The sequence below is a fragment of the Pseudarthrobacter phenanthrenivorans genome (assembly GCF_036455295.1).
Taxonomy (GTDB): Bacteria; Actinomycetota; Actinomycetes; order Actinomycetales; family Micrococcaceae; genus Arthrobacter; species Arthrobacter phenanthrenivorans_C.
In genome coordinates this window covers 1-21420 of sequence record NZ_JAYXNX010000013.1, presented here as the reverse complement: position 1 = coordinate 21420, position 21420 = coordinate 1, and the positions used below count along the sequence as shown (strand labels likewise).

Genomic DNA, 21420 nt, shown 5'->3' with positions numbered 1-21420 from the left:
CCAGCCACAGACTTAGGAGTACCCTCCATGGACGGCCAGCTCGCAGAATCCCTGCAGGCACCCGAATCAACCTTGCAGGCCGAAAAGGCCTCGCTCCTGAAGCAGCCCAAGGCAGTCTGGGCCACAGCCCTCGCCGCCGTGTTCGCCTTCATGGGCATCGGCCTGGTGGACCCCATCCTCCCCGCCATTGCCAAGAACCTGGAAGCCACTCCCAGCCAGGTCTCCCTGCTCTTCACCAGCTACTTCATGGTCACGGCGCTGGCCATGCTGATCACCGGGTTCGTCTCCTCCCGGATCGGCGGTAAGAAGACACTGCTGATTGGCCTGGCCATCATCGTCGTCTTCTCCTCGCTCTCCGGCCTGTCTGCCAGCGTCGGTGAGCTGGTGGGCTTCCGCGCCGGCTGGGGGCTGGGCAACGCCCTGTTCGTGGCCACCGCCCTCGCGGTGATCGTGGGCGTCGCCAGCGGCGGCGCAGGAACCGCCATCATCCTCTACGAAGCAGCCCTGGGCCTGGGCATCTCCCTCGGCCCGCTGCTTGGCGCCCTTCTCGGCGGCTGGCAATGGCGTGCCCCCTTCTTCGGCACCGCCGTCCTGATGGCCGCCGCCTTCATCGCCCTGATCGCCCTGCTGCCCAAGACGCCGCTGCCCGAACGCAAGGTGCGGCTGCGGGACCCCCTGCTGGCACTGGGCCACAAGGGACTGCGGACGACGGCGGCAAGCGGACTGTTCTACAACTACGGCTTCTTCACCATCCTGGCCTTCACCCCGTTCATCCTGGGCATGGACGCGTACGGCATCGGCGGCGTCTTCTTCGGGTGGGGCGTGGCCGTGGCCATGTTCTCCGTCTTCGTGGCGCCACCCCTGCAGGCCCGCTTCGGCGCCGTCAAGGTACTCACAGGCACGCTGTTCCTGCTCATGCTGGACCTGGCCGGCCTGGGACTGGCGGCCGGGCACTCCGTTCCTGCCGTCGTCGTCCTCGTGATCGTCGCTGGCGCCCTGCTGGGAGTCAACAACACCATCTATACCGAGCTGGCCATGGGCGTCTCCGACTCACCCCGCCCCGTGGCATCCTCCGGCTACAACTTCGTCCGCTGGATGGGCGGCGCCCTGGCCCCGTTCGCGGCCGCGCAGCTGGGCGAGCACTTTGGCCCCCAGGTACCGTTCTTCGCCGGCGCCGTAGCCATGGCGGTTGCCATCATGATCGCCTTGGGCGGCCGCACCTACCTGTCCGCGCACGAACCGCACGTGGTCTGACCGCCGTTCCTCACCGCAGTAAACAGCCAACCCTCCATCACGTCACGTGATGGAGGGTTTGCTGTTCGACCTCGGAAGGTGATGGGGCGTTCCTAGGCCTTGGCGGATCCCTTGGGTACGAACAGGGTGTCTGCCTGCTCCAGGGACATGCCGTTGGTCTCCGGCACCTTGAACATGACAAAGAAGAAGGATGCCGCGGCAAACAGGGCGTACATGGCGTAGGTCAGCGGCAGCGAAACGGCGGCCATCACCGGGAAGCTGAGGGTGATCACGAAGTTGGCCACCCACTGTGCCGCTGCCGCCAGGCCGAGCGCACGGGCACGGATCTTGGAGGGGAAGATCTCGCCGAGGAGCACCCACACCAGCGGCCCCCATGACGCGCCGAAGCTGACCACGAAGACGTTGGCGGCCACCAGCGCGATGGGTCCCCAGGCGCCGGGCAGGGTGATGTCTTCGCCGCTGCCCTTTGCCGAGGAGAACGCCAGCGCCATGGCGCCGAGGGACACGGCCATGCCCACGGAGCCGGTCAGGAGGATGGGGCGGCGGCCCACGCGGTCCACCAGGGCGATGGCCACCAGGGTCACCAGGATGTTGGTGATGGAGGTGGCCACCGAGATGGTCAGGGAGTCCTTTTCCTGGAAGCCCACGGCCTTCCACAGCGTGGTGGAGTAGTAGAAGATCACGTTGATGCCCACGAACTGCTGCAGCACGGACAGGATGATGCCCACCCAGACCACTGCCTGCAGGCCGAACGTCTTTCCGCGGATGGAACCTTTTTGGCCCGCCAGCTTGTCTTCCTCGATGGCCTCCCGGATGTCACGGATATGCCGGTCGGTGTCCTCCCCCGGGGCGATGGAGGCGAAGATCGTCCGGGCCTCATCCTCCTTGCCCTGGAAGACCAGGAACCGCGGGGACTCGGGCAGGGTGAAGGCGACCCAGCCGTAGACGACGGCCGGTACTGCGGCGGCCAGGAACATCCAGCGCCACGACTCGATGCCCAGCCAGAACGACTGGTCCGCGCCGCCGGCACTGGTGGCAAAGAGCGCGTCCGAGAGCAGGGCGGCAAAGATACCGGTGGTGATGGCCAGCTGCTGCAGCGACGCGAGGCGGCCGCGGACCTTGCGCGGCGAAATCTCGGAGATGTATGCGGGCGCGATCACGGAGGCCAAACCGATGCCCAGCCCGCCTACCAGGCGCCAGAACACCAGGTCCCACACGCCGAACGCGAATCCCGTACCGATGGCGCTGATCAGGAACAGCAGTGCCCCCAGCTTCATGGCCGGGATGCGGCCATACCGGTCGGCCACCTTGCCTGCCAGGAAGGCTCCGGCGGCGCAGCCCAGCAGGGCGATGGCGACGGCGAAGCCGGTGACGGCCTCGGACAGCGCAAATTCTTCCTTCATGGCGTCCACGGCGCCGTTGACCACGGACGAGTCAAAGCCGAAGAGGAATCCGCCCACCGCCCCCGCGAGCGCCAGCCAGATCACCCGCCGCGGTATCCCGGTGGTGGTCTGCTCCTGTGCAGTGGGCATGGTTCTCCCTGGGTTTGGGTTTTATGGATGCGGTGCGGACGTCGTCGGCTGCGGTACCGGCCAGAGAGGCCGGCGCACACGCGCTAAACAGTGTGGCACGTCACCGGCTCAGGTTCCACTTGGCACCTCCCATCCCCCTTAAAGCAGGACGACGACGGCGGGCCGTGCCGCCGTCGTCGTCCATTCCCCGCCCTTCCGGCCTAGTGCGCCGGAATCTGCATGTTGTCCTCGTCCTGCGGGGATGCCTTCTGGTCGGTCAGCTTCTTCCGGGGAAGGGCGAAGCTGATGAGGAACGCCAGGCCGGTCAGGGCCGCGGCGGTCAGCATCACCGTGTCGATGGAGTTGGCGAAGCCCTCGGTGATGGGCCTGGTCAGGGTGCTGTTGGCGGTGTGCAGCCAGCTGGTGTCGTTCAGCGAATCGTTGGAGGCGCCGTTCTTGAAGAAGTCGTACAGCTTGGCGTTGGCCGGGTCCGACGCGACTGCCGGGTCCTTCAGGACTGCCAGGTAGGCCGGATCGGTGGTGGCGGTCTTCATGCCCTCGGCGATCTTGTCAGCGGCCAGGCTGAACAGCATGGAGATGAAGACGGCGGTTCCCACGGCGCCGCCCATGGAGCGGAAGAACGCCGCGGAGGAGGTTCCCACGCCCATGTCCCGCGGCGGAACCGAGGTTTGCATGGCCAGGGTGAGGGGCTGCATGCAGAAGCCCAGGCCCACACCGAAGAACACGGCGATCACGCCCGGCACCCAAAGCCCGGTGTCCACCCCGAGGGAGAAGCCCATCACCAGGGCCGCGGCGGTCAGGATGCCGGTGCCCATGATGGGGAAGATGCGGAACGTGCCGGACGCCGAGATGGTGCGGCCTGCCGTGATGGAGCCGAACAGGATGCCCACGGTGAAGGTGATCATCATCAGGCCCGCTTCGGTGGGAGTGAGGCCCTTCACCAGCTGGAGGTACATGGGGAGCATGGCGATGGCGCCAAACATGCCGATGCCGATGATGAAGTTCAGCAGCGAGGACAGCCCGAACGTCACGTTGTGGAAGAGCCGCAGCGGGATCAGGGCGTAGTCGCCGGCGCGTTTTTCGGCCACCAGGAACCAGGCGATGCCCACGGCGCCCAGGCCGTAGCAGAGGAAGGAGTTGGTGGAGGTCCAGCCCCAGGTGCGGCCCTGCTCAGCGACCAGGAGGAGCGGGACGATGGCCACGGTGATGGCGGCGGCGCCCCAGTAGTCGATCTTCTGTTTCAGGTGCTTTGCGGGCAGGTGCAGGAACAGGAACACTACGGTCAGGGCGGCGAGGCCGATGGGGATGTTGATGAAGAACACCCAGCGCCAGCCGTCGAAGCCCAGGATGTTGGCTGAACCGGCGAAGGCGCCGCCCACCACCGGACCCAGGACCGAGGAAATCCCGAAGACAGACATGAAGTAGCCCTGGAATTTTGCCCGGTCCTTGAGTGAGACGATGTCGCCGATGATGGTCAGCGCGAGTGCCAGCAGGCCGCCGGCGCCGAGGCCCTGGATGCCGCGGGCGATGGCCAGTTCGGTCATCGAGTGGACCGACCCGGCGTAGAGCGAGCCCACAAGGAACACGGCGATGGCGGTCAGGTACAGCGGGCGGCGTCCGAAGATGTCGCTCAGCTTTCCGTACAGCGGGGTGCTGACGGTGGAGGTAATCAGGTAGGCCGTGGTGGCCCACGCCTGCAGGGAGAGCCCGTCCAGGTCGTTGGCAATGGTGTAGATGGACGTGGAGACGATGGTCTGGTCAAGGGATGCCAGGAACATGCCCAGCATCAGGCCCACCATCACTGTGACGATCTGGCGGCGCGTCAGGACTTCGCCGGCGCCGGGCGCGGAAGTGGCTTTGGACATGGGTGCTCCAAGGGAAGAAAGGGACTTAAGCAGCGATAGTTGCTTTCAGTAACTATCTTAGCTGTTCTTTCTATTCCCTGCCCCCGCAAAATTCCCCTACGGTTCTACGAGGATGCCGTCCGGATCGCACCAGATGGTGGCCCCGGGGCGGAAGGTCACGCCGTCGATCACCACGTCCACGTCCACCTCGCCGGCGCCGGTTTTCAGGCTCTTCCGCGGATTGCTGCCCAGGGCCTTGACGCCAAGGTCCAGCCGGGCGATGGCCACCCGGTCCCGGATGGCCCCATTGATGACGACGCCGGCCCATCCGTTGGCCACGGCGCTTTCGGCGATCATGTCCCCCATCAGGGCGGTGCCCAGCGAGCCGCCGCCGTCCACCACCAGTACCGCGCCATTGCCGGGCGAGCCGAGGGTGGCCTTCACCAGGGCGTTGTCCTGGAAACAGCGGATGGTCCGGACCGGACCGCTGAAGTGCGAGCGTCCGCCCAGGGACTGGAACTGCAGTGAGACGGACGCCAGCCCGTCGCCGCGCTCGTCGTAGAGGTCCGCAGTGTTCACTGCTGTGCCTTCAGCCGGTGTGGGTGCGCTCATCTGGTTCTCCTCCATGCTTGGACTTGGCTCGCGGGCAAGCGGGCAAGCGGGCCGGCGCAGGTTCGCGGGCCCGGCCAAGGCCCACGATAGTCTGATCCCACCGCCAACCGGCCGCACCAGGGGAGCTACGCCAATGAGTCTGTCCAACACGCCCGCGCCGCCGCATGGCGCTCCGGCAGGCAAAAGCGCGACGGCGGCGCTCGCGGAGCCGGTGGAAAAAGTCACCGCACGCTGGGTGACGGGCCTGGTGTTGGTCAACGTGGGCATCAATGCCGCGTTCTTCGGTCCCATCAACGTGTTCATCGGCCAACAGGCCATCAGTATCGACGCGCCCGGCAAGGAAGCAATCCTGTCACTGGTGACAGCCTGCGGCGCCGCCGTCTCCCTGGTGGCCAACCCGCTCTTCGGTGCGCTCTCGGACCGCACCACTTCGCGCTTTGGCCGCCGCGCCCCGTGGGTGCTGGCGGGAGCCGTGCTGGCAACGGCGGCGCTGCTGGCCATGTCGTTCTCGGCTGCCGTGGCGCTGATGGTGCTGTTCTGGTGCCTGGTGCAGCTAGGGGCAAACGCCGCGTATGCCGCCATCACGGCCGCGGTCCCGGACCGTGTTCCCGTGGTCCAGCGCGGGGGAGTGGGCGGGCTCGCGGCGATGGGCCAGACCCTTGGCATCCTGACCGGCGCCGTTTTCGGCGCCGTGGTGTCAGGAAACTTCATGGTGGGCTACTGGCTGTGCGCTGCCGCGCTGCTGCTGTCCGTGCTGCCGTACCTGTTCCATCGGGACGACCCGGCATTGCCCGGGGACGCCAACGCACGGTTCCGGATTGCCGGGTTCCTGCGGGGCTTTTGGATCAGCCCCGTGCGTTACCCGGACTTCGCGTGGGCGTGGCTTACCCGCTTCCTGGTCAACGTGGGCAACCAACTGACCATCGTGTACCTGCTCTTCTTCCTGCGCGACGTCATCGGCCATGAGGATCCCGCTGCCGGGGTGCTGGTCCTGACCGGGATATACGCGGTGATGGTGATGATCACTGCCGTGGTGGCCGGCCCCTGGAGCGACCGGGTGGGCAGGCGGAAGCCTTTCGTTATCGGGTCGTCCGCCACCATTGCCATGGCCGGGGCCATCATGGCCTTCTTCCCCGTCTGGCCCGGCGCGCTCGCCGGAGCAGCAGTGCTCGGCATCGGCTTCGGCGCCTACCTGGCAGTCGACTTTGCGCTGCTGACCCAGGTCCTGCCGTTCGCCGTCAGCCGGGGCAGGGACATGGGGGTCATCAATGTGGCCAACTCGCTGCCCCAGGTGGTGGCTCCGACCCTGGCGCTGGTGGCCGTGACGTATTGGGGCGGTTACCGCGCGCTGTTCCTCACGGCTGCCGTTATTGGGCTGCTCGGCGCCGTCTTCGTGGTGAAAATCAAGGGCGTCAGGTGACCCGGAAGTACCGATAGTAAGGCTGGCTGACGAATTAGGGCACGGAGGTGTGCCGTATAGTTGAAGCGGCTGCAGGGCGGTACGGAAGTGGGGGCGCTCCTGGCCGCAGCCGCTAAAACACAACCCCGGAATGCTGATGCCCGAGACTTTTTCAGACCATCCGCCCATGGCCGCCCGGCCTTCCGCTCCACGCCAGCGCCTCCGGTACGCCCGGATCCTGGAGACGGCTGCCGGGTTTGCGCGCACGGGGCTTGATGCCGTGGAACTTTCCCAGGTCGCAGAGAAAGCCGACGTGCCGCTGGGCACGCTCTACCGCTACTTCCCCTCACCCACGCACCTGATGCTCGCTCTGTACCGGCAGCAGCTGGACGAGCTGCAGTCCGGTGCCCGCGGTTCCTCGCCTCGCTTCCGCGGCCGTGCCCTCTCCGGCCTGCTGATGGAGATCTTCCACATGCGCGTCATGCAGCCCGCGGTGGAGCAGTGCCTCAGCAGGGGCGTCTACGTCCCCGAGAAGGACACCACCGAACTCCTGCGCGAGATAGACGCACTCAGTGAAAAACTCGTGGCCGGAGCCTGCGGGGACGCTGTGGGCGCCCGGGTCCTCCTCTTGACGGTCACTGGTCTGGTCCAGTCCGTGCGCAACCGGCGGCTTTCCCTGTTCGAAGCCGAGGAGGACCTGAAAAAGGCCTGCGGCAGGCTCTCCCCGGACGCTGAATCCGGCTTCACAGTAGGCAAGTCCGCGTAACTGGTCTAGACCAAAAGCGCATTAAATACGCCATAATCCCGTGATGTGGGTCACTAAAGCGCCCGATTAATCGTTTTGGCAGCGCGAAGGCGTGTCAAGAGGCTCCTCCCTGCCGTTCCACGGCTGCCTACCATGGAGGCACCGGAGCGGCAGGGCGGAAACATCCCCGGCGTTCCCATGGACCCACCACCCCTGGGTTTCCTGTCGCACTTCTTTCCCCGCTTGGGCCCGGCCGGGCTCCAGCCCCATGTGCCGTGTGCCCACGGCGAGCACCAGGAGACAATGACGTGTCCATTGACGCAATCACCGCCACCGACAATTCAGCAGCCACGGCCCTCACCGAGGACGAGATCTTCGGCGCCCACCAGAGCGGCAAGCTATCCGTGACCAGCACCGTTCCGCTGTCCAACAAGCGGGACCTTTCCATCGCCTACACCCCGGGTGTGGCCGAAGTCAGCCGTGCCATCCACGCCAGGCCCGAACTGGCGCGGACCCTGACCTGGGCCGAGCGCCTGGTGGTCGTCGTCAGCGACGGCACCGCCGTCCTGGGCCTGGGCAACATTGGTGCCAGCGCCTCGCTGCCTGTCATGGAAGGCAAGTCCGCCCTCTTCAAGACCTTCGGCGACCTCGACTCCATCCCGCTGGTCCTCAACACCACCGACGTGGACGAGATCGTGGAAACCCTGGTCCGCCTCCGCCCCAGCTTCGGCGCCGTGAACCTGGAAGACATTTCCGCGCCGCGCTGCTTCGAGCTGGAGGAAAAGCTGATCGAAGCCCTGGACTGCCCGGTCATGCACGACGACCAGCACGGTACCGCCGTCGTGGCACTTGCCGCCCTGACCAACGCCGCCAAGGTGACCGGCCGCGGCCTGGAAGGCCTCAAAGTAGTGGTGTCCGGTGCAGGCGCCGCCGGCATCGCCGTCGCCGAAATCCTGCTCGCAGCAGGCATCAGCGACGTCGTGCTGCTCGACTCCCGCGGTGTCATCAACAGCAGCCGGGAGGACCTGGCTGCCAGCCCCGGAAGCAAGAAGGCGGACATTGCCGGCCGCAGCAACCCCCGGGGCGTCACCGGCGGACCGGCCGAAGCGCTTGCGGGAGCCGACGTCTTCATCGGCGTCTCCTCCTCCAAGCTGGACGAGGCCCACCTGGCCACGATGAACCAGGACGCCATCGTCTTCGCCCTCTCCAACCCGGACCCCGAAGTCCTGCCCGAGGTGGCGGTGAAGTATGCAGCCGTTGTGGCCACGGGCCGCAGCGATTTCCCCAACCAGATCAACAACGTGCTGGCGTTCCCCGGCATCTTCCGCGGGGCCCTCGATGCCGGCGCCCGCCGCATCACGCCGGCCATGAAGCTTGCCGCGGCGCGCGCCATCGCCGACCTCGCAGCGGAAGACCTCTCGGCCGACTACATCGTCCCCAGCCCGCTGGACGCGCGTGTGGCCCCGGCGGTCACCGCCGCCGTGGCTGCAGCGGTGGAAGCGGAGTAGGCCCCTTTCCTTTCGGAAACCACGACGGCGGTGCCTCCTATGTCTAAAGGAGGCGCCGCCGTCGGGCGTTAAAAAGCGCCGCCCTAGACTGGGGTCCATGAGTTCCGAGACCGTGGTGACCATCCTGTGCGGCCTGGCGATCCTGGTGGGGGTGGCCGGCATCATCATTCCGGTTCTGCCCGGCAGCGTCCTGGTCGGCGTGAGCCTGCTGGCCTGGGCCATCTGGGGCGGGGCCGGGACGCTTGGGTGGGTCATCTTCGCCGTGGCCATGGTCTTCGTTGCCGCCGGGATGACGGCCGGTGCCGTCCTCACGGGCAGGAAACTGAAGCAGCACGCCATTCCCAGCCGCAGTGTGGTGGTGGCCCTCGCGGCCGGCGTGGTGGGCATGTTCGTCATCCCGGTAGTGGGCCTCTTCGCGGGCTTCGCTGCCGGCCTGCTGGTCAGTGAGTTCCTCAGGACCCGCAACTTCCCGACGGCGGCGCGGTCCAGCTGGGCTGCCTTGAAGGCCACCGGCCTGGGCATGCTTGCCGAATTCGGGCTGGCCTGCCTCGCTGCCAGCACCTGGGTCATCGGAGTGTGGATAGCCGCCGCCAACGGCTGAATCCGTTGCGTACGACATGCGGCCCGGGTACAACCAAGGTATGACCCAGCCAGCTTCAGCCGCCGAGCACGTCCACGCCTGGATGGAGAAATACCAGGCCGCATGGACCAGCAACGCGGCGGACGATATCGGTGCCCTCTTCACACCTGACGCCGTGTATGAAACCCGCCCCCATGATCCCGAACCCTGGCGGGGCAGGGACGGGATCGTCGACTGCTGGCTGGCTGCCCGGGACGAACCGGGAGGCTGGACGTTCAGCTGGGAGCTGCTCGGGTGCGACGGCACCACCGCCTTTGTCCAGGGGATCACCGTCTATTCGGGCGGCCGCCCGACGTACGACAACCTCTGGGTCATTAGGTTTGACGAGGCCGGCCGCGCCGCCTTCTTCACCGAATGGTTCATGGCCAGGAGCTGACTTCTCCCGGTCCGGTAGTCCTACAGCCCCAGTCCGCCGAGCTTGTCTCCGAGGCCACCCGGAAGTTTGTCCCCCAGACCGCCGGGAAGCTTCGACAGCAGGTCGGCCGGATTGATGCCCAGTTTGGACAGCAGGCCCGCATGCTGCTCGGTGTCCACCTGGTCCGGCAGCTCCGACTCCGCTTGGGAGGCCTTGTCCTGCTCACCCTGGGACCGAAGAAGTTCGAGGATCTGGTTCTTGTCGATCTGCATGGCACTCTCCTTGCTGAATGATTACTAAGGGTACTTACTACCTTTCCTGAAAATACTGCCCGGGACAAGGCCCCATCGCTGGGCGTCGTCCTCGATGCGCCCGTCCAGCCCGGGGGCCGCGGTTAGCATGGAAGGATGAGCGCCGGGGATACTGCACCGATCTACTGGGACAGCCGCGACCTCACCCCCTTCGGCCAGGCCCAGCTGCGCACTCCGGTGCACGACCTCGCCGGCGGAGTGGGCGGCCTGCTGACCGGCGTTCTGGGCGGACGCAATCCGGCCCTCCTGTCCATCGACGGCGAGGTGCCGCGGCTCAAGCGGCTGATGCCCAGACCGGCCAAGGCCGTCCACGAGGCCGTCTTCACCAGCCGCGAACCGGAACGCCTGATCACCCTCGCCCGGGCCTACCCCGGTTGGGCCGGGCTCTGCTACCTAATGGCGGGGCTGCTCGTGTACAAGCACGGCGGCTATCTGCGGGCCTCCGAGCTCCTCCAGCGCGGGCCTACCACCAGGAACGACGAGGAAGCCAACCGCTACTCCTCCACTTACCTCACCCGGATCGTCACCAGGATCGAACTGGCTGAGCGGGTGGAGATCCCCGTCCTGTTCAGTGAAGAATCGGTGTTCCTAGCCCTGGCCCACTCATTGCGAGAGACGGGCCGCACGGAAGCCGCGCTCGACGCGCTGACCGGGCTGCCGCCGTCGCTCCCCATGGCACTGGCGCGCTGCTCGCTGGCTCTCACGCTGGGCCGAAGCCGTACCGTCATCGACTGGACCGAGGGACTGCTGAACGCGGATGATCTTTCCGCCGCCCTGTTGCTTGTGCGCGCCCGTGCCCTGCGGCGGGAAGGCCGGTTCGACGCCGCGCACCAGGCCATTGCAGAAGTCCTACGTCGCCGCAAGACCCACCTGGCGCTGCGCAACGATGCGCTGACGGACCGGGCGCTGCTGGTGCTGGAATCAAGCCGTCGGTCCCTGAACCCGCGTGACTGGGGCCGTCGGCGCCCGGATCCGGAACCCCAGCGTGAACTCGAGGCGCCGGTACCCATCCGCAAGGACGAGGAAATGCGCCGGATCTGGGAGCAGGACTGGAAGGAACTCAGCGGGGACTAGGGCGGCCGCCGCTATCAAGCATGACCGGCCAGGAACGGCACCACCTGCTCGCCGAGGAGTACGGCTCCCAGCGCCACCATGATGATGCCGCTGGCGAGGGTCACTGCCCGGGCGGCGCCAGGCCGGCTTTGGAGCAGTTTGCGCGAGAGCAGGGCCACCGCGGTGTAGACCACGCCTACCAACGCAACGAATGTCATGCCGAGCAGCCCGGACTGCACCGGCACCGGCAGGGAGGCGTCGGCGCTGATGAACTGCGGGATGAGCGCCACGTAGAAGAGCAGGCCCTTGGGGTTGATCCCGCTGGTGCCCATCCCCTGCAGGAAGGTACGCAGCTGGGTGCCGGAACCGCTGTCGGCATGCGCGCTGAAGCTGGCGCCCCGCCAGGACCGAAGGGTTCCCACCCCGAGCCACAGCAGGTAGCCGGCGCCCGCCAGGGTGATCCAGCCCAGGACGCCGGGCATCCCGGCCAGCACCGCGGCGAGTCCTGCCACCAGGAGCGCGGTGTGCAGGACATAGCCGCCGCAAAGCCCGGCTACCGCAGGAACGAAGCTGCGCTGCCGGAGTCCTGCCGCAATGGTGTAGGCCCAGTCCACTCCCGGGGTGCAGGCAAGCGCTGCGGCCACCACCAAGAAGGCCAGGAACAGCTGCGGATTCATCGGTTCTCCTGTCGAAGGGCTCTCAGGAGCAACCATAGGAAGAATTGCGCCAAAAGTGCTGTCCGGTTTTCGCTAAACCCGCGGCAAGGACGATATGTTTATTGCGTGTTGGACGCTATCGATAGAAACATTTTGCGTCACCTACAGGAGGACGGTCGGATGACGGCCACTGCCCTCGCTGCCAAGGTGGGTCTAACGGTGGCGCCGTGCCACCGGCGGCTGCGGGAACTGGAGCAGTCCGGAGTCATCCGGGGGTACAAGGCCGACGTTGACCCCGCTGCCGTGGGCCTGGGATTCGAGGCAATCGTGTTTGTCACGCTGCGCCAGGTGGACAGGTCCACGATGGAGGTCTTCGAGAACCGGGTGGCGGAGAATCCCAACGTCATCGAGGCGCAACGGCTCTTCGGTTCACCGGACTATCTGCTGAAGATCATCGCCGAGGACCTGCCAGCCTACCAGCGCTTCTACGACACCGAGCTCACATCCCTGCCCGGTGTGGAGCGGCTGACGTCAACGCTGGTCATGAAGAACCTGAAGTCCAACGCAGGGCCCCCGGTGTAGGTCGCCCGCCAGGCCCCGATATCAGAACTTGCCCGTGTCAGCTATCCGTGCCCGGGCCTCCGGGGAGTAGTACTCCTCGGACAGGTAAGCGGTGTAGATGAAGGTCATCCGCCCCGTGGTGTGGTTGGACATAATCGACAGTGCGAAAACGGTGCCCGTGGCATTGCCATAGCCGGGATTCCAGGTCTCCTTGCCTGTCCCGTCTTTGAATTCGGGGTCAATCGGTTCGGCGTCCTGCAGGACCACAAATCCGAGTTCATCGGCTGCCCGCTTGATTTCCTGGTTGGCATCCTGGGCGTCCGGGTAATTGACGAAGATGTCGATGCTGTCCACGTTGTCGTGAACTCCTCCACCCCGAACGCGGATGGTGTCGGTCTCCATTTCGACCACCCCGTTGGGCGTCGCCATGGCTACCTTCATCCGCTTGTCGGTGTCGGTCGCCACCATCGCACCGTCGGAACGGTCGCCCAAGCCCAGAGCAGCCATTTTCACCGGCAAGGACGTGAAGTCGAAGCTGACCTTTCGGCTTGCTTTCATGGCCTCGATGCCGTCCTTGGTGAATTGCGAATTTCCGCCGGCCACGATCGGTTCCTTTTCCTGGGAGGGTATGACAGCACAGCCAGACAGCAAAAGTGCGCTGCTCAAAATTGCAGTAATTGACAGGGACCTCATGGTGCACCTACTACCCTTCGGACAGGAACCGGCACCTTCCGGTAAACCTCGACTCGATCAGGCATGGATTTCACCATCTCACCGTACGGGTCCTGTTGTGTATGCAGCCAGTTCTCGTAGGCCGTGAGGGTGTCCTGATCGATAAGGGCCCACCGGTCCTCGCGATTTGAGATGTTTCCAAGGTGCACGTCGATGCCGGTCAGCGGAATCCTTTTGATGTCAAAGTACGGCTCGATCGCAGGAAACTGTTCATAGTAGGATTTCGCTCCGGCGATACTGGGGTCTCCCGCCCAAGTCATGGCCGCTGTGAAGGCTTCCCCACTGGTCCGGCCCCGAATGTTGTCGTAGTCATCAGCGATGACGTCGTTCTGTTCCTGATCTGCCATGCTGTACGACGCCTTGTGAAGGGCTGCCTGCTGGGCGGGCCCCAGTTGGTGGTAGCCCTCCGGCTCTGCAGAGCGCGGGACGGAATCCAGGTTCATCCATGCCGTAGTCATCTTGGGAGTTACAACTTCGGCGTTCTTCATCCTTTGGATCTCTTCCATGCCGCCCTGCTGATAGGCGAAGTGCTGCGACCCGATATCTGAAAAGATTTCCTTTTGCATGGAGAGAAACGTTTGCTCGTAATAGGCGAGATCAGACTCGCCCAGCGAAGCCAGGAGAGTGATCCAGCTTTGGTGCGCCGGTTCTACGCCGTCAAGCTGATCTGAGAGGTCCTTGCCGGCTGCAGCGGCTTTCCGCAGCACGGCGATGTCCTCGAAGCCTGCGATGAATGTCGGCCCCACTTGGTTGGCCATGCCGATCCACTCCATGCGGGGATCGGCCTTGTACAGCTCTGCGTAAAAGGCGTACACCTTGTAGATGTCCGCGCGGTTGTAGTCAACGCCCTTTGACGGATCCCAGTGGTTGGGATCGATCCCGGCCTGCCGCATGGCGGATTCCGCCCAGTACTGCTGGAGGAAAGTGCCATAGCCGTTGGCCCCTCCCGTCCCTGTCGTGGGTAGCACACCTGAGTCCACCAGGCCGTCCAAAACTGTCTTGGCGGCATCGGCGTTGGCCTGACTCTGCCGGACCCATTGCTGAAATTCCCCAGACTTCAGGTAGGCGTCGCGATCGGCCGGAGTCATGCCGCTGAGCCTGTCCGCCAGTTCATGGGAGGTGCCGTCCGCGGAGGCCGTGCCGCCGCTGCCCGAGCCCCCTGGTTCGCTGGCGCGGTCCTGTTCGTCGGCATTCTGCAGAAGCGCCTTGGACGCGCTCCGAACACCGGCTGCTGCCGCCTTCAGCGTCTGTGCGTGGGCGCCGTTCCAGTCGCCGCGGAACCGCTCGCCGTCACTTCCCTTCCAGGTGGTGGAGGCAATGGAACCGCCTAATTGCTGCCCCAACTGCTCCAGCCGGCCAGCGCCCCTGGCCAGCTCCTTCGCAAGCTGGCGCAACTGCGCGACGTCCGCGCCGTAGAAGGTTCCCGCCATTTTCCCCCCAGTGAGTCTTACGGTGCCAGCCTAGCGGCGCGCGCCGGAGCGGGCGATGGGGAGCCCTATCCGTCCAGGAGCCCGGTGGTGCGGTACGGGATGACCTCGCGCAGGAACATACTGGTGGAGGTGCGGACGATGCCGGGGCAGAGACGGATCTCTTCCGAGACGCGGTAGAGATCGTCCGGACTTTTGGCCACCACACGGATGAGGAGGTCGGTATCACCGGCCGGCGCATGGCACTCCAGGACCTCGGGGATCTTGCGCAGCGCGGCGATGGCCTCGTTCAGGTGGCTTTGGTCCAGTTCTGCGCTCACAGCTGCGGCCACGCCCCGGCCGAGGGCTGACGGGAGGACCCTGCTGCTGTTGGGGCGGAGGGCGCCGGACGCCGTCATCCGCTCCAGCCGTGACTGGACCGTCCCGCGGGCCAGCCCGAGCCGCTGCGCCAGGACCATGATAGGGACGCGGGGGTCCTCATCGAGGGCACTGAGGATTCGCTTGTCCGTGGCATCCAGTTCCTGCACTTTGACCACTTCCTGCCTGATGTAGCTCGGTTAACTGGTCAGATTGACCAATGCAAATGACGCTTGTTGCTCCAACTGTAGGTTGCCTGCTGGAATAGTGGCAACAAGGGCAAAAGCTACCGCTGGTGCCCGAAGGCTACAGGTTCCTGGCACACCACCCGGAACCCTGGACACCGCTTCCCGCAAGGAGGCCGCCGCTGATTGAGACTTGTTCACACCACGCTCACTCTGCATACACGGCAAGAGCCCCTGAGCTACCGACGTAGCGGATTTCCGCACTCATCGGTAGCTGAGGGGCTCTTGTGTTGTTCCGTCTAGGGTTGGCTTATGACCTCCGCCGGCCGCTTTGCCCCCAGCCCCTCCGGTGAACTGCACGTGGGCAACCTGCGGACGGCCATCCTCGCCTGGCTCTTCGCCCGCTCCACGGGCCGCAGGTTCCTGCTGCGGGTAGAGGACCTGGACCGCGCCCGGGCAGGAGCGGAAGAAGTGCAGCTGCGCGACCTGGCCGCCATCGGGGTGACGTGGGACGGGGACGTCGTCCGGCAGACAGATCGGGGAAACCTGTATGCCAACGCGATTGCCCGGCTGGAGGAAGCGGGCCTGACGTATGAGTGTTTCTGCACGCGCCGGGAAATCCAGGAAGCGCCCTCGGCCCCGCATTCCCCTCAAGGCGCCTACCCCGGCACATGCCGCAACCTGGACCCTGCGGAGCTGGAGTACAAGCGTTCCACGCGACCTGCCGCCATCCGGTTGCGGGCGGACGTAACGGAATACACGGTGCAGGACGTCCTTTGCGGCGAATACACGGGGGCTGTGGACGACTTCGTGCTCCGCCGCAATGACGGTGTGACGGCGTACAACCTTGCCGTGGTGGTGGACGATGCCGCGCAGGGCATAGACCAGGTGGTCCGCGGCGATGACCTGCTTCCCTCCACTCCCCGGCAGGCCTACCTCGCGACCCTCCTAAGTATTCCTGTTCCGGAATATGCACACGTTCCGTTAGTGGTTAACCACGACGGCGCCAGGCTGGCCAAGCGCGACGGCGCGGTCACGCTCGCGGACCTGGCTCAGGCCGGAGTTCCCGTCGACAAGGTGCGGGACCGGCTGCTTGCCTCCGTTGGGCTGCCTGGCGGGACGCTGGAGCAGGCGTTGTCGGCGTTCAGTCCCGCCGCCCTGCCCCGGGAGCCCTGGGTCTGGCCCGGAAGCTAACTACTCCGGGGAGGGTTTCCGCTCGAAACCGGCCACGAACTCCTCGGCGAACCGCCGCACACCGTCCCATTCGGTGTAGATGTAGTCGCGTCCGGTATCCGTGTCCGGGCTGCCCTGGCCACCGACGATCTTCTTCATCATCATCCGCTTAAGGAACCCATACTCGGTGTACAAGAGCGCGCCGCCGAACATTGCCACCTGTGCCGGGTGCCAGCCGGTTGCGTCCTGGAACTCTGACACATACTTCTGTGCCTCTCCCGGATCCGCATGGGCGGAGAGGCTGACGGAAAACAGGCAGCGGGCAGGTTCTCCAGGGCAGCCAAGTTCCTGCGCACGAAATCAGCGACGTACCCTTCATGTTTTCCTGCATGGATGGAGGCCCCCACGATGACGCCGTCGTAGCCCACCGGCAGGTCGTGGGCTGCGTGCCTGAGGTCCAGTGTTTCCGCGACATGGCCGTGGGCGCGCAACACATCGGCGATGTAGTCGGCGATCCGGGCGGTCTGGCCCTCGGTGGTCCCGTAGGGGATCAGAATCTTTGCCATGCCCACCACTCTGGGGTCCACCGGGCGCCGGGCAAAGGGGCAAAGGTCCCAGCTACACCCGGCCCAGAGCCTCGATATCTTCCAGGAAATCCGCCTGTACTTCGGGACTGACCGTGGTGCGGGTATCACCGATGGCGTCGAGGTAGTCCTGGGTGGAGGGGCCCTTCCGCACCGCCTCGCGGACGGAAACCTTCCCTCCGGAGGCCAGCCCCCCGTCGTCGTACACTGCTTTTTCCAGCGCGCGCTGCGAGGCGCTGCGGGCCGCATACTCGATGTCCGCGGGGGAGAAGCCCTCGGTCCGTTCCACCAGGAGTTCCACGTCCACGCCGTCCACCACGGTGGCGGGGATGAACCGCTGCCACATGGCCGCCCGGGCCTGCCGGTCCGGCAGGCCGATGGGGATGACATAGTCGAACCGGCCGTGCCGGAGAAAGGCCGAGTCCAGGGCGCGGATGAAGTTGGTGGCGCAGACCAGGAGCCGGCCCGGCTGCTCGCGGAACGCCGGGATGATCTTCAGCAGCTCGTTGGTGACGCCCTGCAGCGGGGACGGCGGGTCCCCGGCACGCTGCGAGGCGATCTCCTCCACCTCGTCGATGAACACCACGGCATGTTCCAGCTCGGCGATCTCCAGGAAGGTCTCGCGCAGCGCCCCTGCCAGGCCCCGGGGGTCGCCGGCAAGGCGCGAGGGGAAGACTTCAACGAATGGCCACTCCAGGCGGGAGGCGATGGCCTTGGCAAAGGTGGTCTTGCCGGTACCGGGCGGACCGAAGAGGACGACGGCGCGCGGCGGCACCACGCCGAACTCATCAGCCAGGTCCGCCTCTGCGAGGGGGAGGACCAGGCGGCGTTCCAGCAGCTCCTTCTCCCGGTGCATGCCCGCGACGTTTTCCCACAAGTCGCGGGCCAGGACGCGGCCGCCGAGCTGGCCCAGGGCGCCGAGTTCCTGGCGCTGGACCGGGATGGTGCGTTCGAAGTAGCGCAGGTTCTTCTTCAGCGCGAAGCCGCGGCCCAGGAAGGCCTCCACCCGGGTCTCGGATTCCGGCATCAGTGCCGACAGCTTGTTCAGCCCATGCGGGGCCATCCGGTTTTCGACGGCGGCCAGCAGCGAAGTGCCGATGCCCCGGCCGCGGTACTCGGGCAGGGTGGCCAGGAACACGATCCAGCCCTGGTCATGCGCGGCACGTCCGACGGCGGCGCCCACCACCTGTTCGCCCTGTACCGCCACCACGGCATGGTCCTTCTCGCAGGACGCGAGGACCTCGGACAGGGCATAGACGGGTTCGACGTTATTGGCCTTCAGGGTCTCCCACAGGTGCAGGATCCCGTCCAGGTCGGCTGAATGAAAGTCCCTGATCCGCCAGTTGGTCATGCGTTACTCCTGTGGGTTCGTCGTTGAGCCGTTCAGCGTGCATTTCTGTTGTGAGCTTATGCGAACCGTTCCGGCGCAGGGTTGCGGCGGCGTTGCATTACGCACGCTGACCCACTCAAATGCCCAGGGCGTCCATGGTGCTGCGCAGGGTGTCCGCGGAACGCCGCAGGGCCGCCAGCTCGCCGTCGTCCATGGGTGTTTCCAGGACCCGGTGCACGCCGCCGCGGCCCACCACGCTGGGGAGGGAAAGTGCCACCCCGGAGATCCCGTGAAGCCCGGACAGCACGGTGGAGACGGGCAGGACGGCATTATCGTCCCGGAGCAGCGCCTCGACGATCCTGGCGCCGGACAGGCCGATGGCGTAGTTCGTCGCGCCCTTGCCGGCGATCACCTTATAGGCGGCCTGCACAACTTCCTGGGCCGTGGCGGCCAGATATTCGGAGGTGAAGATCCGCTCCCCGCCTTCAGTCCACTCGCGGATGGGGACGGGGCCAATGGTGGCGCCTGACCACAGCGGGAATTCCGTGTCGCCGTGTTCACCCACCATGCTGGCGTGGACGCTGGTGACCGAAACCCCCGCGCGGCGGGCCAGGAGCCAGCGCAGCCGGGAGGTGTCCAGCACCGTGCCGGAGGAGAAGATCCGTTCCGCGGGCAGTCCGGAAATACGCTGGGCGGCCACCGTCAGGACGTCGCAGGGATTGGTCACCAGGACGTAGACCGCGTCAGGGGCACGGTCCAGCAGCTGCGGCATCAGCTGCTCCAGGATCCGCACATTGGTGCCGGCCAGGTCCAGGCGGCTTTGGCCGGGGTTCTGCTTTGCGCCCGCCGTAATGACCACGACGTCGGCGCCCTCGATCACGGCGATATCCCCGCCTCCGGTGACGGTGGCCGACGCCCGCTGCAAACTGGCTGCCGTGCGCCAGGTCCAGGGCTTCCGCCTCCGCCTTGGGTGCGTTGACATCGAACAATGCGATATTGGCTGCCGAGCCGCGGATCAGCGCGGCGTAGGCCAGCGAGGTCCCCACACTGCCGGCGCCGACAATTGCGAGTTTGGATCCTGCCATGGTCCCCGTCCTTCCCGGAGTCGTTGAGACTGTCCTACCCGAAGAGTAGCGTGGCCCACATCACTCGACCCCCACCTAGGAGCCACCATGCCACATCTCGGACGCCGGCTCGCAGCTGTTACTGCGGCGCTGGCGATGAGCGTCACCACGGGAGCCATGAGCCCCGCGTCAGCCGACCCCCGGCAAACCGACAAAAACCCCACCGCCACCGGGTATGGCGGGGCGGTCAGCACCGTCGATCCTGAAGCGTCGGCAGCGGCCATCGAGGTCCTCCGCAAGGGCGGGAACGCGGTTGATGCTGCCGTCGCCGCGGCAGCAACCCTGGGCGTCACTGAGCCGTACAGCGCCGGAATCGGCGGTGGAGGCTACTTTGTCTATTACGACGCAAAGTCCGGGAAGGTCAGCACCATCGACGGGCGGGAAACGGCACCGGCGGGGATCAAACCGGATGCCTTTATCGATCCCAAGACCGGAAAGCCCTACAATTTCACGCCTGAACTGGTCACCAGCGGCGTCTCCGTAGGTGTCCCTGGAACGCCTGCCACGTGGGAACGTGCCCTGGAACGGTGGGGGAGCATCAGCCTCGGGGACGCCCTGAAGCCGGCTATCAAAGTGGCCGACCGGGGCTTCGTGGTGGACGATACCTTCCGCAACCAAACCAAGGACAACCAGACCCGGTTCGAGGCGTTCACCTCCACCAAGGACCTGTACCTGCAGGGCGGCAAGCTGCCGGAGGTGGGGTCGGTCTTCAAGAACCACGACCTCGCCGACACGTACCGGATGCTGGCCCGCGACGGCATGGACGCGTTCTACACCGGACCGCTGGCCGAGGAGATCGCCAAGACCGTCCAGAGCCCGCCGAAGTCCCCTGACACCACGCTGCCCGTCCCGGTGGGTTCCATGACCGCCCAGGACCTGGCCCACTACAAGGCTGTGGACCAGGACCCCACCCACGTGAACTACCGGGGGTATGACGTGTACGGCATGGCACCGTCCAGCAGCGGCGGCACCACGGTAGGGGAGTCGCTGAACATCCTGGACGTGTTCGACCTCCCGGGCCTGAAGGCTGATCAGCCCGCCGTGCTGCACCACTACCTCGAAGCCAGCGCCCTGGCCTTCGCCGACCGTGGCAAGTACGTGGGCGATCCGGCGTTCGTGGACGTGCCCACCAAGGAATTGACCGATCCCATCTTCGGAAAGGAACGGGCCTGCCAGCTGGACCCGAACCACGCCGCAACCAAGCCTGTGCTGCCCGGGAACGTAACCAACTACGACGGCACCTGCCCGGCCAAGCCGGCAGCGCTCGCCGATGAAAAGGACACGGAGAACATTTCCACCACCAACATGACCGTCTCCGACAAGTGGGGCAACGTGGTGGAGTACACGCTGACCATTGAGCAGACCGGCGGTTCCGGCATGGTTGTTCCCGGCCGCGGTTTCCTGCTCAATAACGAGCTCACTGACTTCTCGTCGGTCTACAGCGCCACGGACCCCAATCGCATTGAGCCTGGCAAGCGGCCGCGTTCCTCCATGTCACCCACCATCCTGCTGGAGGACGGCAAGCCTTTCCTGGCACTGGGCTCCCCGGGCGGCTCCACCATCATTACCACCGTCCTGCAGACCATCGTCAACCGCATTGACCTGGGCATGAGTACCCCGGACGCCATTGCGGCGCCCCGCGCCTCCCAGCGGAACACGGCCAGTGTCACCGCTGAGCCTGCCTTCATCGACAAGTACGGCGCGGCGCTGACGTCACGCTTTGGCCACAAGCTGACCCCCTCCGGCGACTCGTTCACGTCCGCCTCGGAGATCGGGGCAGCCACCGCCATCGAGTTCCTGAAGGACGGACGCGCCCTGGCTGCCGCGGAACCCGTCAGGCGCGGCGGCGGTTCGGCCATGGTGGTGAAACCGGCGAAGTAACCGAAAAGGACCGCCCGTTTAAACCCCGACGGCGGCGCCTGGGTTCTGGAAATTCCGGAACCCAGGCGCCGCCGTCGGACGCTTAAGGCGGTTACTTCTTGAAGGTGTCCGCCGGCGCGTTGGCGACAACCGGGGACATCCCGGTGAAGCCTTCGCG

The 21420-nt window shown here is 65.9% G+C and carries 19 protein-coding genes and 2 pseudogenes; 10 read left to right on the top strand and 11 right to left on the bottom strand.

Annotation, left to right across the window (positions count from 1 at the left end; genetic code table 11):
* Nucleotides 1–27 precede the first annotated feature (27 nt).
* Nucleotides 28–1254: an MFS transporter gene (locus tag VXJ37_RS15935; protein ID WP_331324014.1), complete on the top strand. Its 1227-nt coding sequence runs from the start codon at nt 28–30 to the stop codon at nt 1252–1254.
* A 92-nt stretch (nt 1255–1346) separates the two neighbouring features.
* Here VXJ37_RS15935 and VXJ37_RS15930 read toward each other — a convergent pair whose 3' ends face one another.
* From VXJ37_RS15930 to rraA, 3 genes are all read right to left on the bottom strand, one after another.
* Nucleotides 1347–2786, bottom strand: a complete 1440-nt coding sequence (locus VXJ37_RS15930) for a sugar porter family MFS transporter (RefSeq protein WP_331324013.1) — start codon at nt 2784–2786, stop codon at nt 1347–1349.
* A gap of 200 nt (nt 2787–2986) precedes the next feature.
* Nucleotides 2987–4651, bottom strand: coding sequence for an MDR family MFS transporter (locus VXJ37_RS15925; protein ID WP_331324012.1), 1665 nt, complete (start codon nt 4649–4651; stop codon nt 2987–2989).
* Nucleotides 4652–4747: 96 nt separating this feature from the next.
* A complete protein-coding gene (gene rraA, locus VXJ37_RS15920; protein WP_331324011.1) occupies nt 4748–5242 on the bottom strand; it encodes a ribonuclease E activity regulator RraA in 495 nt (164 codons plus the stop codon).
* 133 nt (nt 5243–5375) lie between these two features.
* Between rraA and VXJ37_RS15915 the strand changes: the two genes are divergently transcribed.
* The 5 genes from VXJ37_RS15915 to VXJ37_RS15895 all read left to right on the top strand — a co-directional run bounded on the left by VXJ37_RS15915 (nt 5376) and on the right by VXJ37_RS15895 (nt 9910).
* Nucleotides 5376–6662 (top strand): MFS transporter, encoded by a 1287-nt coding sequence (locus VXJ37_RS15915; protein ID WP_331324010.1) that lies wholly within the window; start codon nt 5376–5378, stop codon nt 6660–6662.
* Nucleotides 6663–6798: 136 nt separating this feature from the next.
* Nucleotides 6799–7407, top strand: coding sequence for a TetR/AcrR family transcriptional regulator (locus VXJ37_RS15910; protein WP_307309097.1), 609 nt, complete (start codon nt 6799–6801; stop codon nt 7405–7407).
* Between the two features lie 287 nt (nt 7408–7694).
* Nucleotides 7695–8894, top strand: a complete 1200-nt coding sequence (locus VXJ37_RS15905) for an NAD(P)-dependent malic enzyme (RefSeq protein ID WP_331324009.1) — start codon at nt 7695–7697, stop codon at nt 8892–8894.
* A 97-nt stretch (nt 8895–8991) separates the two neighbouring features.
* Nucleotides 8992–9495: a DUF456 domain-containing protein gene (locus VXJ37_RS15900; protein WP_331324008.1), complete on the top strand. Its 504-nt coding sequence runs from the start codon at nt 8992–8994 to the stop codon at nt 9493–9495.
* A 40-nt stretch (nt 9496–9535) separates the two neighbouring features.
* A complete protein-coding gene (locus VXJ37_RS15895) occupies nt 9536–9910 on the top strand; it encodes a nuclear transport factor 2 family protein (protein WP_331324007.1) in 375 nt (124 codons plus the stop codon).
* A gap of 20 nt (nt 9911–9930) precedes the next feature.
* On the opposite strand, the gene VXJ37_RS15890 is transcribed toward VXJ37_RS15895, so the two are convergent.
* A complete protein-coding gene (locus tag VXJ37_RS15890; RefSeq protein WP_331324006.1) occupies nt 9931–10161 on the bottom strand; it encodes a hypothetical protein in 231 nt (76 codons plus the stop codon).
* 135 nt (nt 10162–10296) lie between these two features.
* Between VXJ37_RS15890 and VXJ37_RS15885 the strand changes: the two genes are divergently transcribed.
* Nucleotides 10297–11274: a hypothetical protein gene (locus VXJ37_RS15885; RefSeq protein ID WP_331324005.1), complete on the top strand. Its 978-nt coding sequence runs from the start codon at nt 10297–10299 to the stop codon at nt 11272–11274.
* A gap of 14 nt (nt 11275–11288) precedes the next feature.
* Here VXJ37_RS15885 and VXJ37_RS15880 read toward each other — a convergent pair whose 3' ends face one another.
* Nucleotides 11289–11930, bottom strand: a complete 642-nt coding sequence (locus VXJ37_RS15880; RefSeq protein WP_331324003.1) for a LysE family translocator — start codon at nt 11928–11930, stop codon at nt 11289–11291.
* Between the two features lie 105 nt (nt 11931–12035).
* Here VXJ37_RS15880 and VXJ37_RS15875 point away from each other — a divergent pair, with 105 nt between their 5' ends.
* On the top strand, nt 12036–12491 hold the full coding sequence (locus tag VXJ37_RS15875; protein WP_331324002.1) for an Lrp/AsnC family transcriptional regulator: 456 nt from the start codon (nt 12036–12038) through the stop codon (nt 12489–12491).
* Between the two features lie 21 nt (nt 12492–12512).
* Here VXJ37_RS15875 and VXJ37_RS15870 read toward each other — a convergent pair whose 3' ends face one another.
* The 3 genes from VXJ37_RS15870 to VXJ37_RS15860 all read right to left on the bottom strand — a co-directional run bounded on the left by VXJ37_RS15870 (nt 12513) and on the right by VXJ37_RS15860 (nt 15156).
* Complete coding sequence (locus tag VXJ37_RS15870; protein WP_331324001.1) at nt 12513–13073, bottom strand: hypothetical protein; 561 nt, start codon at nt 13071–13073, stop codon at nt 12513–12515.
* An 86-nt stretch (nt 13074–13159) separates the two neighbouring features.
* Complete coding sequence (locus VXJ37_RS15865; RefSeq protein WP_331323999.1) at nt 13160–14632, bottom strand: WXG100 family type VII secretion target; 1473 nt, start codon at nt 14630–14632, stop codon at nt 13160–13162.
* Nucleotides 14633–14697: 65 nt separating this feature from the next.
* Nucleotides 14698–15156, bottom strand: a complete 459-nt coding sequence (locus VXJ37_RS15860) for an Lrp/AsnC family transcriptional regulator (protein ID WP_331323997.1) — start codon at nt 15154–15156, stop codon at nt 14698–14700.
* 327 nt (nt 15157–15483) lie between these two features.
* Here VXJ37_RS15860 and gluQRS point away from each other — a divergent pair, with 327 nt between their 5' ends.
* Entirely contained in the window at nt 15484–16365 is an 882-nt protein-coding gene (gluQRS, locus tag VXJ37_RS15855) for a tRNA glutamyl-Q(34) synthetase GluQRS (protein WP_331323995.1), read from the top strand.
* Here gluQRS and VXJ37_RS15850 read toward each other — a convergent pair.
* The 3 genes and pseudogenes from VXJ37_RS15850 to VXJ37_RS15840 all read right to left on the bottom strand — a co-directional run bounded on the left by VXJ37_RS15850 (nt 16366) and on the right by VXJ37_RS15840 (nt 19343).
* Nucleotides 16366–16910: pseudogene (locus tag VXJ37_RS15850) on the bottom strand (flavodoxin domain-containing protein).
* Nucleotides 16911–16962: 52 nt separating this feature from the next.
* Complete coding sequence (locus VXJ37_RS15845; protein WP_331323994.1) at nt 16963–18279, bottom strand: ATP-binding protein; 1317 nt, start codon at nt 18277–18279, stop codon at nt 16963–16965.
* 115 nt (nt 18280–18394) lie between these two features.
* Nucleotides 18395–19343, bottom strand: a pseudogene (locus VXJ37_RS15840) (L-lactate dehydrogenase).
* An 87-nt stretch (nt 19344–19430) separates the two neighbouring features.
* Here VXJ37_RS15840 and ggt point away from each other — a divergent pair.
* Nucleotides 19431–21263, top strand: coding sequence for a gamma-glutamyltransferase (ggt, locus tag VXJ37_RS15835; protein WP_331323993.1), 1833 nt, complete (start codon nt 19431–19433; stop codon nt 21261–21263).
* The last annotated feature ends 157 nt before the right edge of the window (nt 21264–21420 follow it).

Coding starts and splice junctions, on each gene's coding strand:
- VXJ37_RS15935 (WP_331324014.1), top strand. CDS start 28: ATGGACGGCCAGCTCGCAGAATCCCTGCAGGCACCCGAATCAACCTTG.
- VXJ37_RS15930 (WP_331324013.1), bottom strand. CDS start 2,786: ATGCCCACTGCACAGGAGCAGACCACCACCGGGATACCGCGGCGGGTG.
- VXJ37_RS15925 (WP_331324012.1), bottom strand. CDS start 4,651: ATGTCCAAAGCCACTTCCGCGCCCGGCGCCGGCGAAGTCCTGACGCGC.
- rraA (WP_331324011.1), bottom strand. CDS start 5,242: ATGAGCGCACCCACACCGGCTGAAGGCACAGCAGTGAACACTGCGGAC.
- VXJ37_RS15915 (WP_331324010.1), top strand. CDS start 5,376: ATGAGTCTGTCCAACACGCCCGCGCCGCCGCATGGCGCTCCGGCAGGC.
- VXJ37_RS15910 (WP_307309097.1), top strand. CDS start 6,799: ATGCCCGAGACTTTTTCAGACCATCCGCCCATGGCCGCCCGGCCTTCC.
- VXJ37_RS15900 (WP_331324008.1), top strand. CDS start 8,992: ATGAGTTCCGAGACCGTGGTGACCATCCTGTGCGGCCTGGCGATCCTG.
- VXJ37_RS15895 (WP_331324007.1), top strand. CDS start 9,536: ATGACCCAGCCAGCTTCAGCCGCCGAGCACGTCCACGCCTGGATGGAG.
- VXJ37_RS15890 (WP_331324006.1), bottom strand. CDS start 10,161: ATGCAGATCGACAAGAACCAGATCCTCGAACTTCTTCGGTCCCAGGGT.
- VXJ37_RS15885 (WP_331324005.1), top strand. CDS start 10,297: ATGAGCGCCGGGGATACTGCACCGATCTACTGGGACAGCCGCGACCTC.
- VXJ37_RS15880 (WP_331324003.1), bottom strand. CDS start 11,930: ATGAATCCGCAGCTGTTCCTGGCCTTCTTGGTGGTGGCCGCAGCGCTT.
- VXJ37_RS15865 (WP_331323999.1), bottom strand. CDS start 14,632: ATGGCGGGAACCTTCTACGGCGCGGACGTCGCGCAGTTGCGCCAGCTT.
- gluQRS (WP_331323995.1), top strand. CDS start 15,484: ATGACCTCCGCCGGCCGCTTTGCCCCCAGCCCCTCCGGTGAACTGCAC.
- VXJ37_RS15845 (WP_331323994.1), bottom strand. CDS start 18,279: ATGACCAACTGGCGGATCAGGGACTTTCATTCAGCCGACCTGGACGGG.
- ggt (WP_331323993.1), top strand. CDS start 19,431: ATGCCACATCTCGGACGCCGGCTCGCAGCTGTTACTGCGGCGCTGGCG.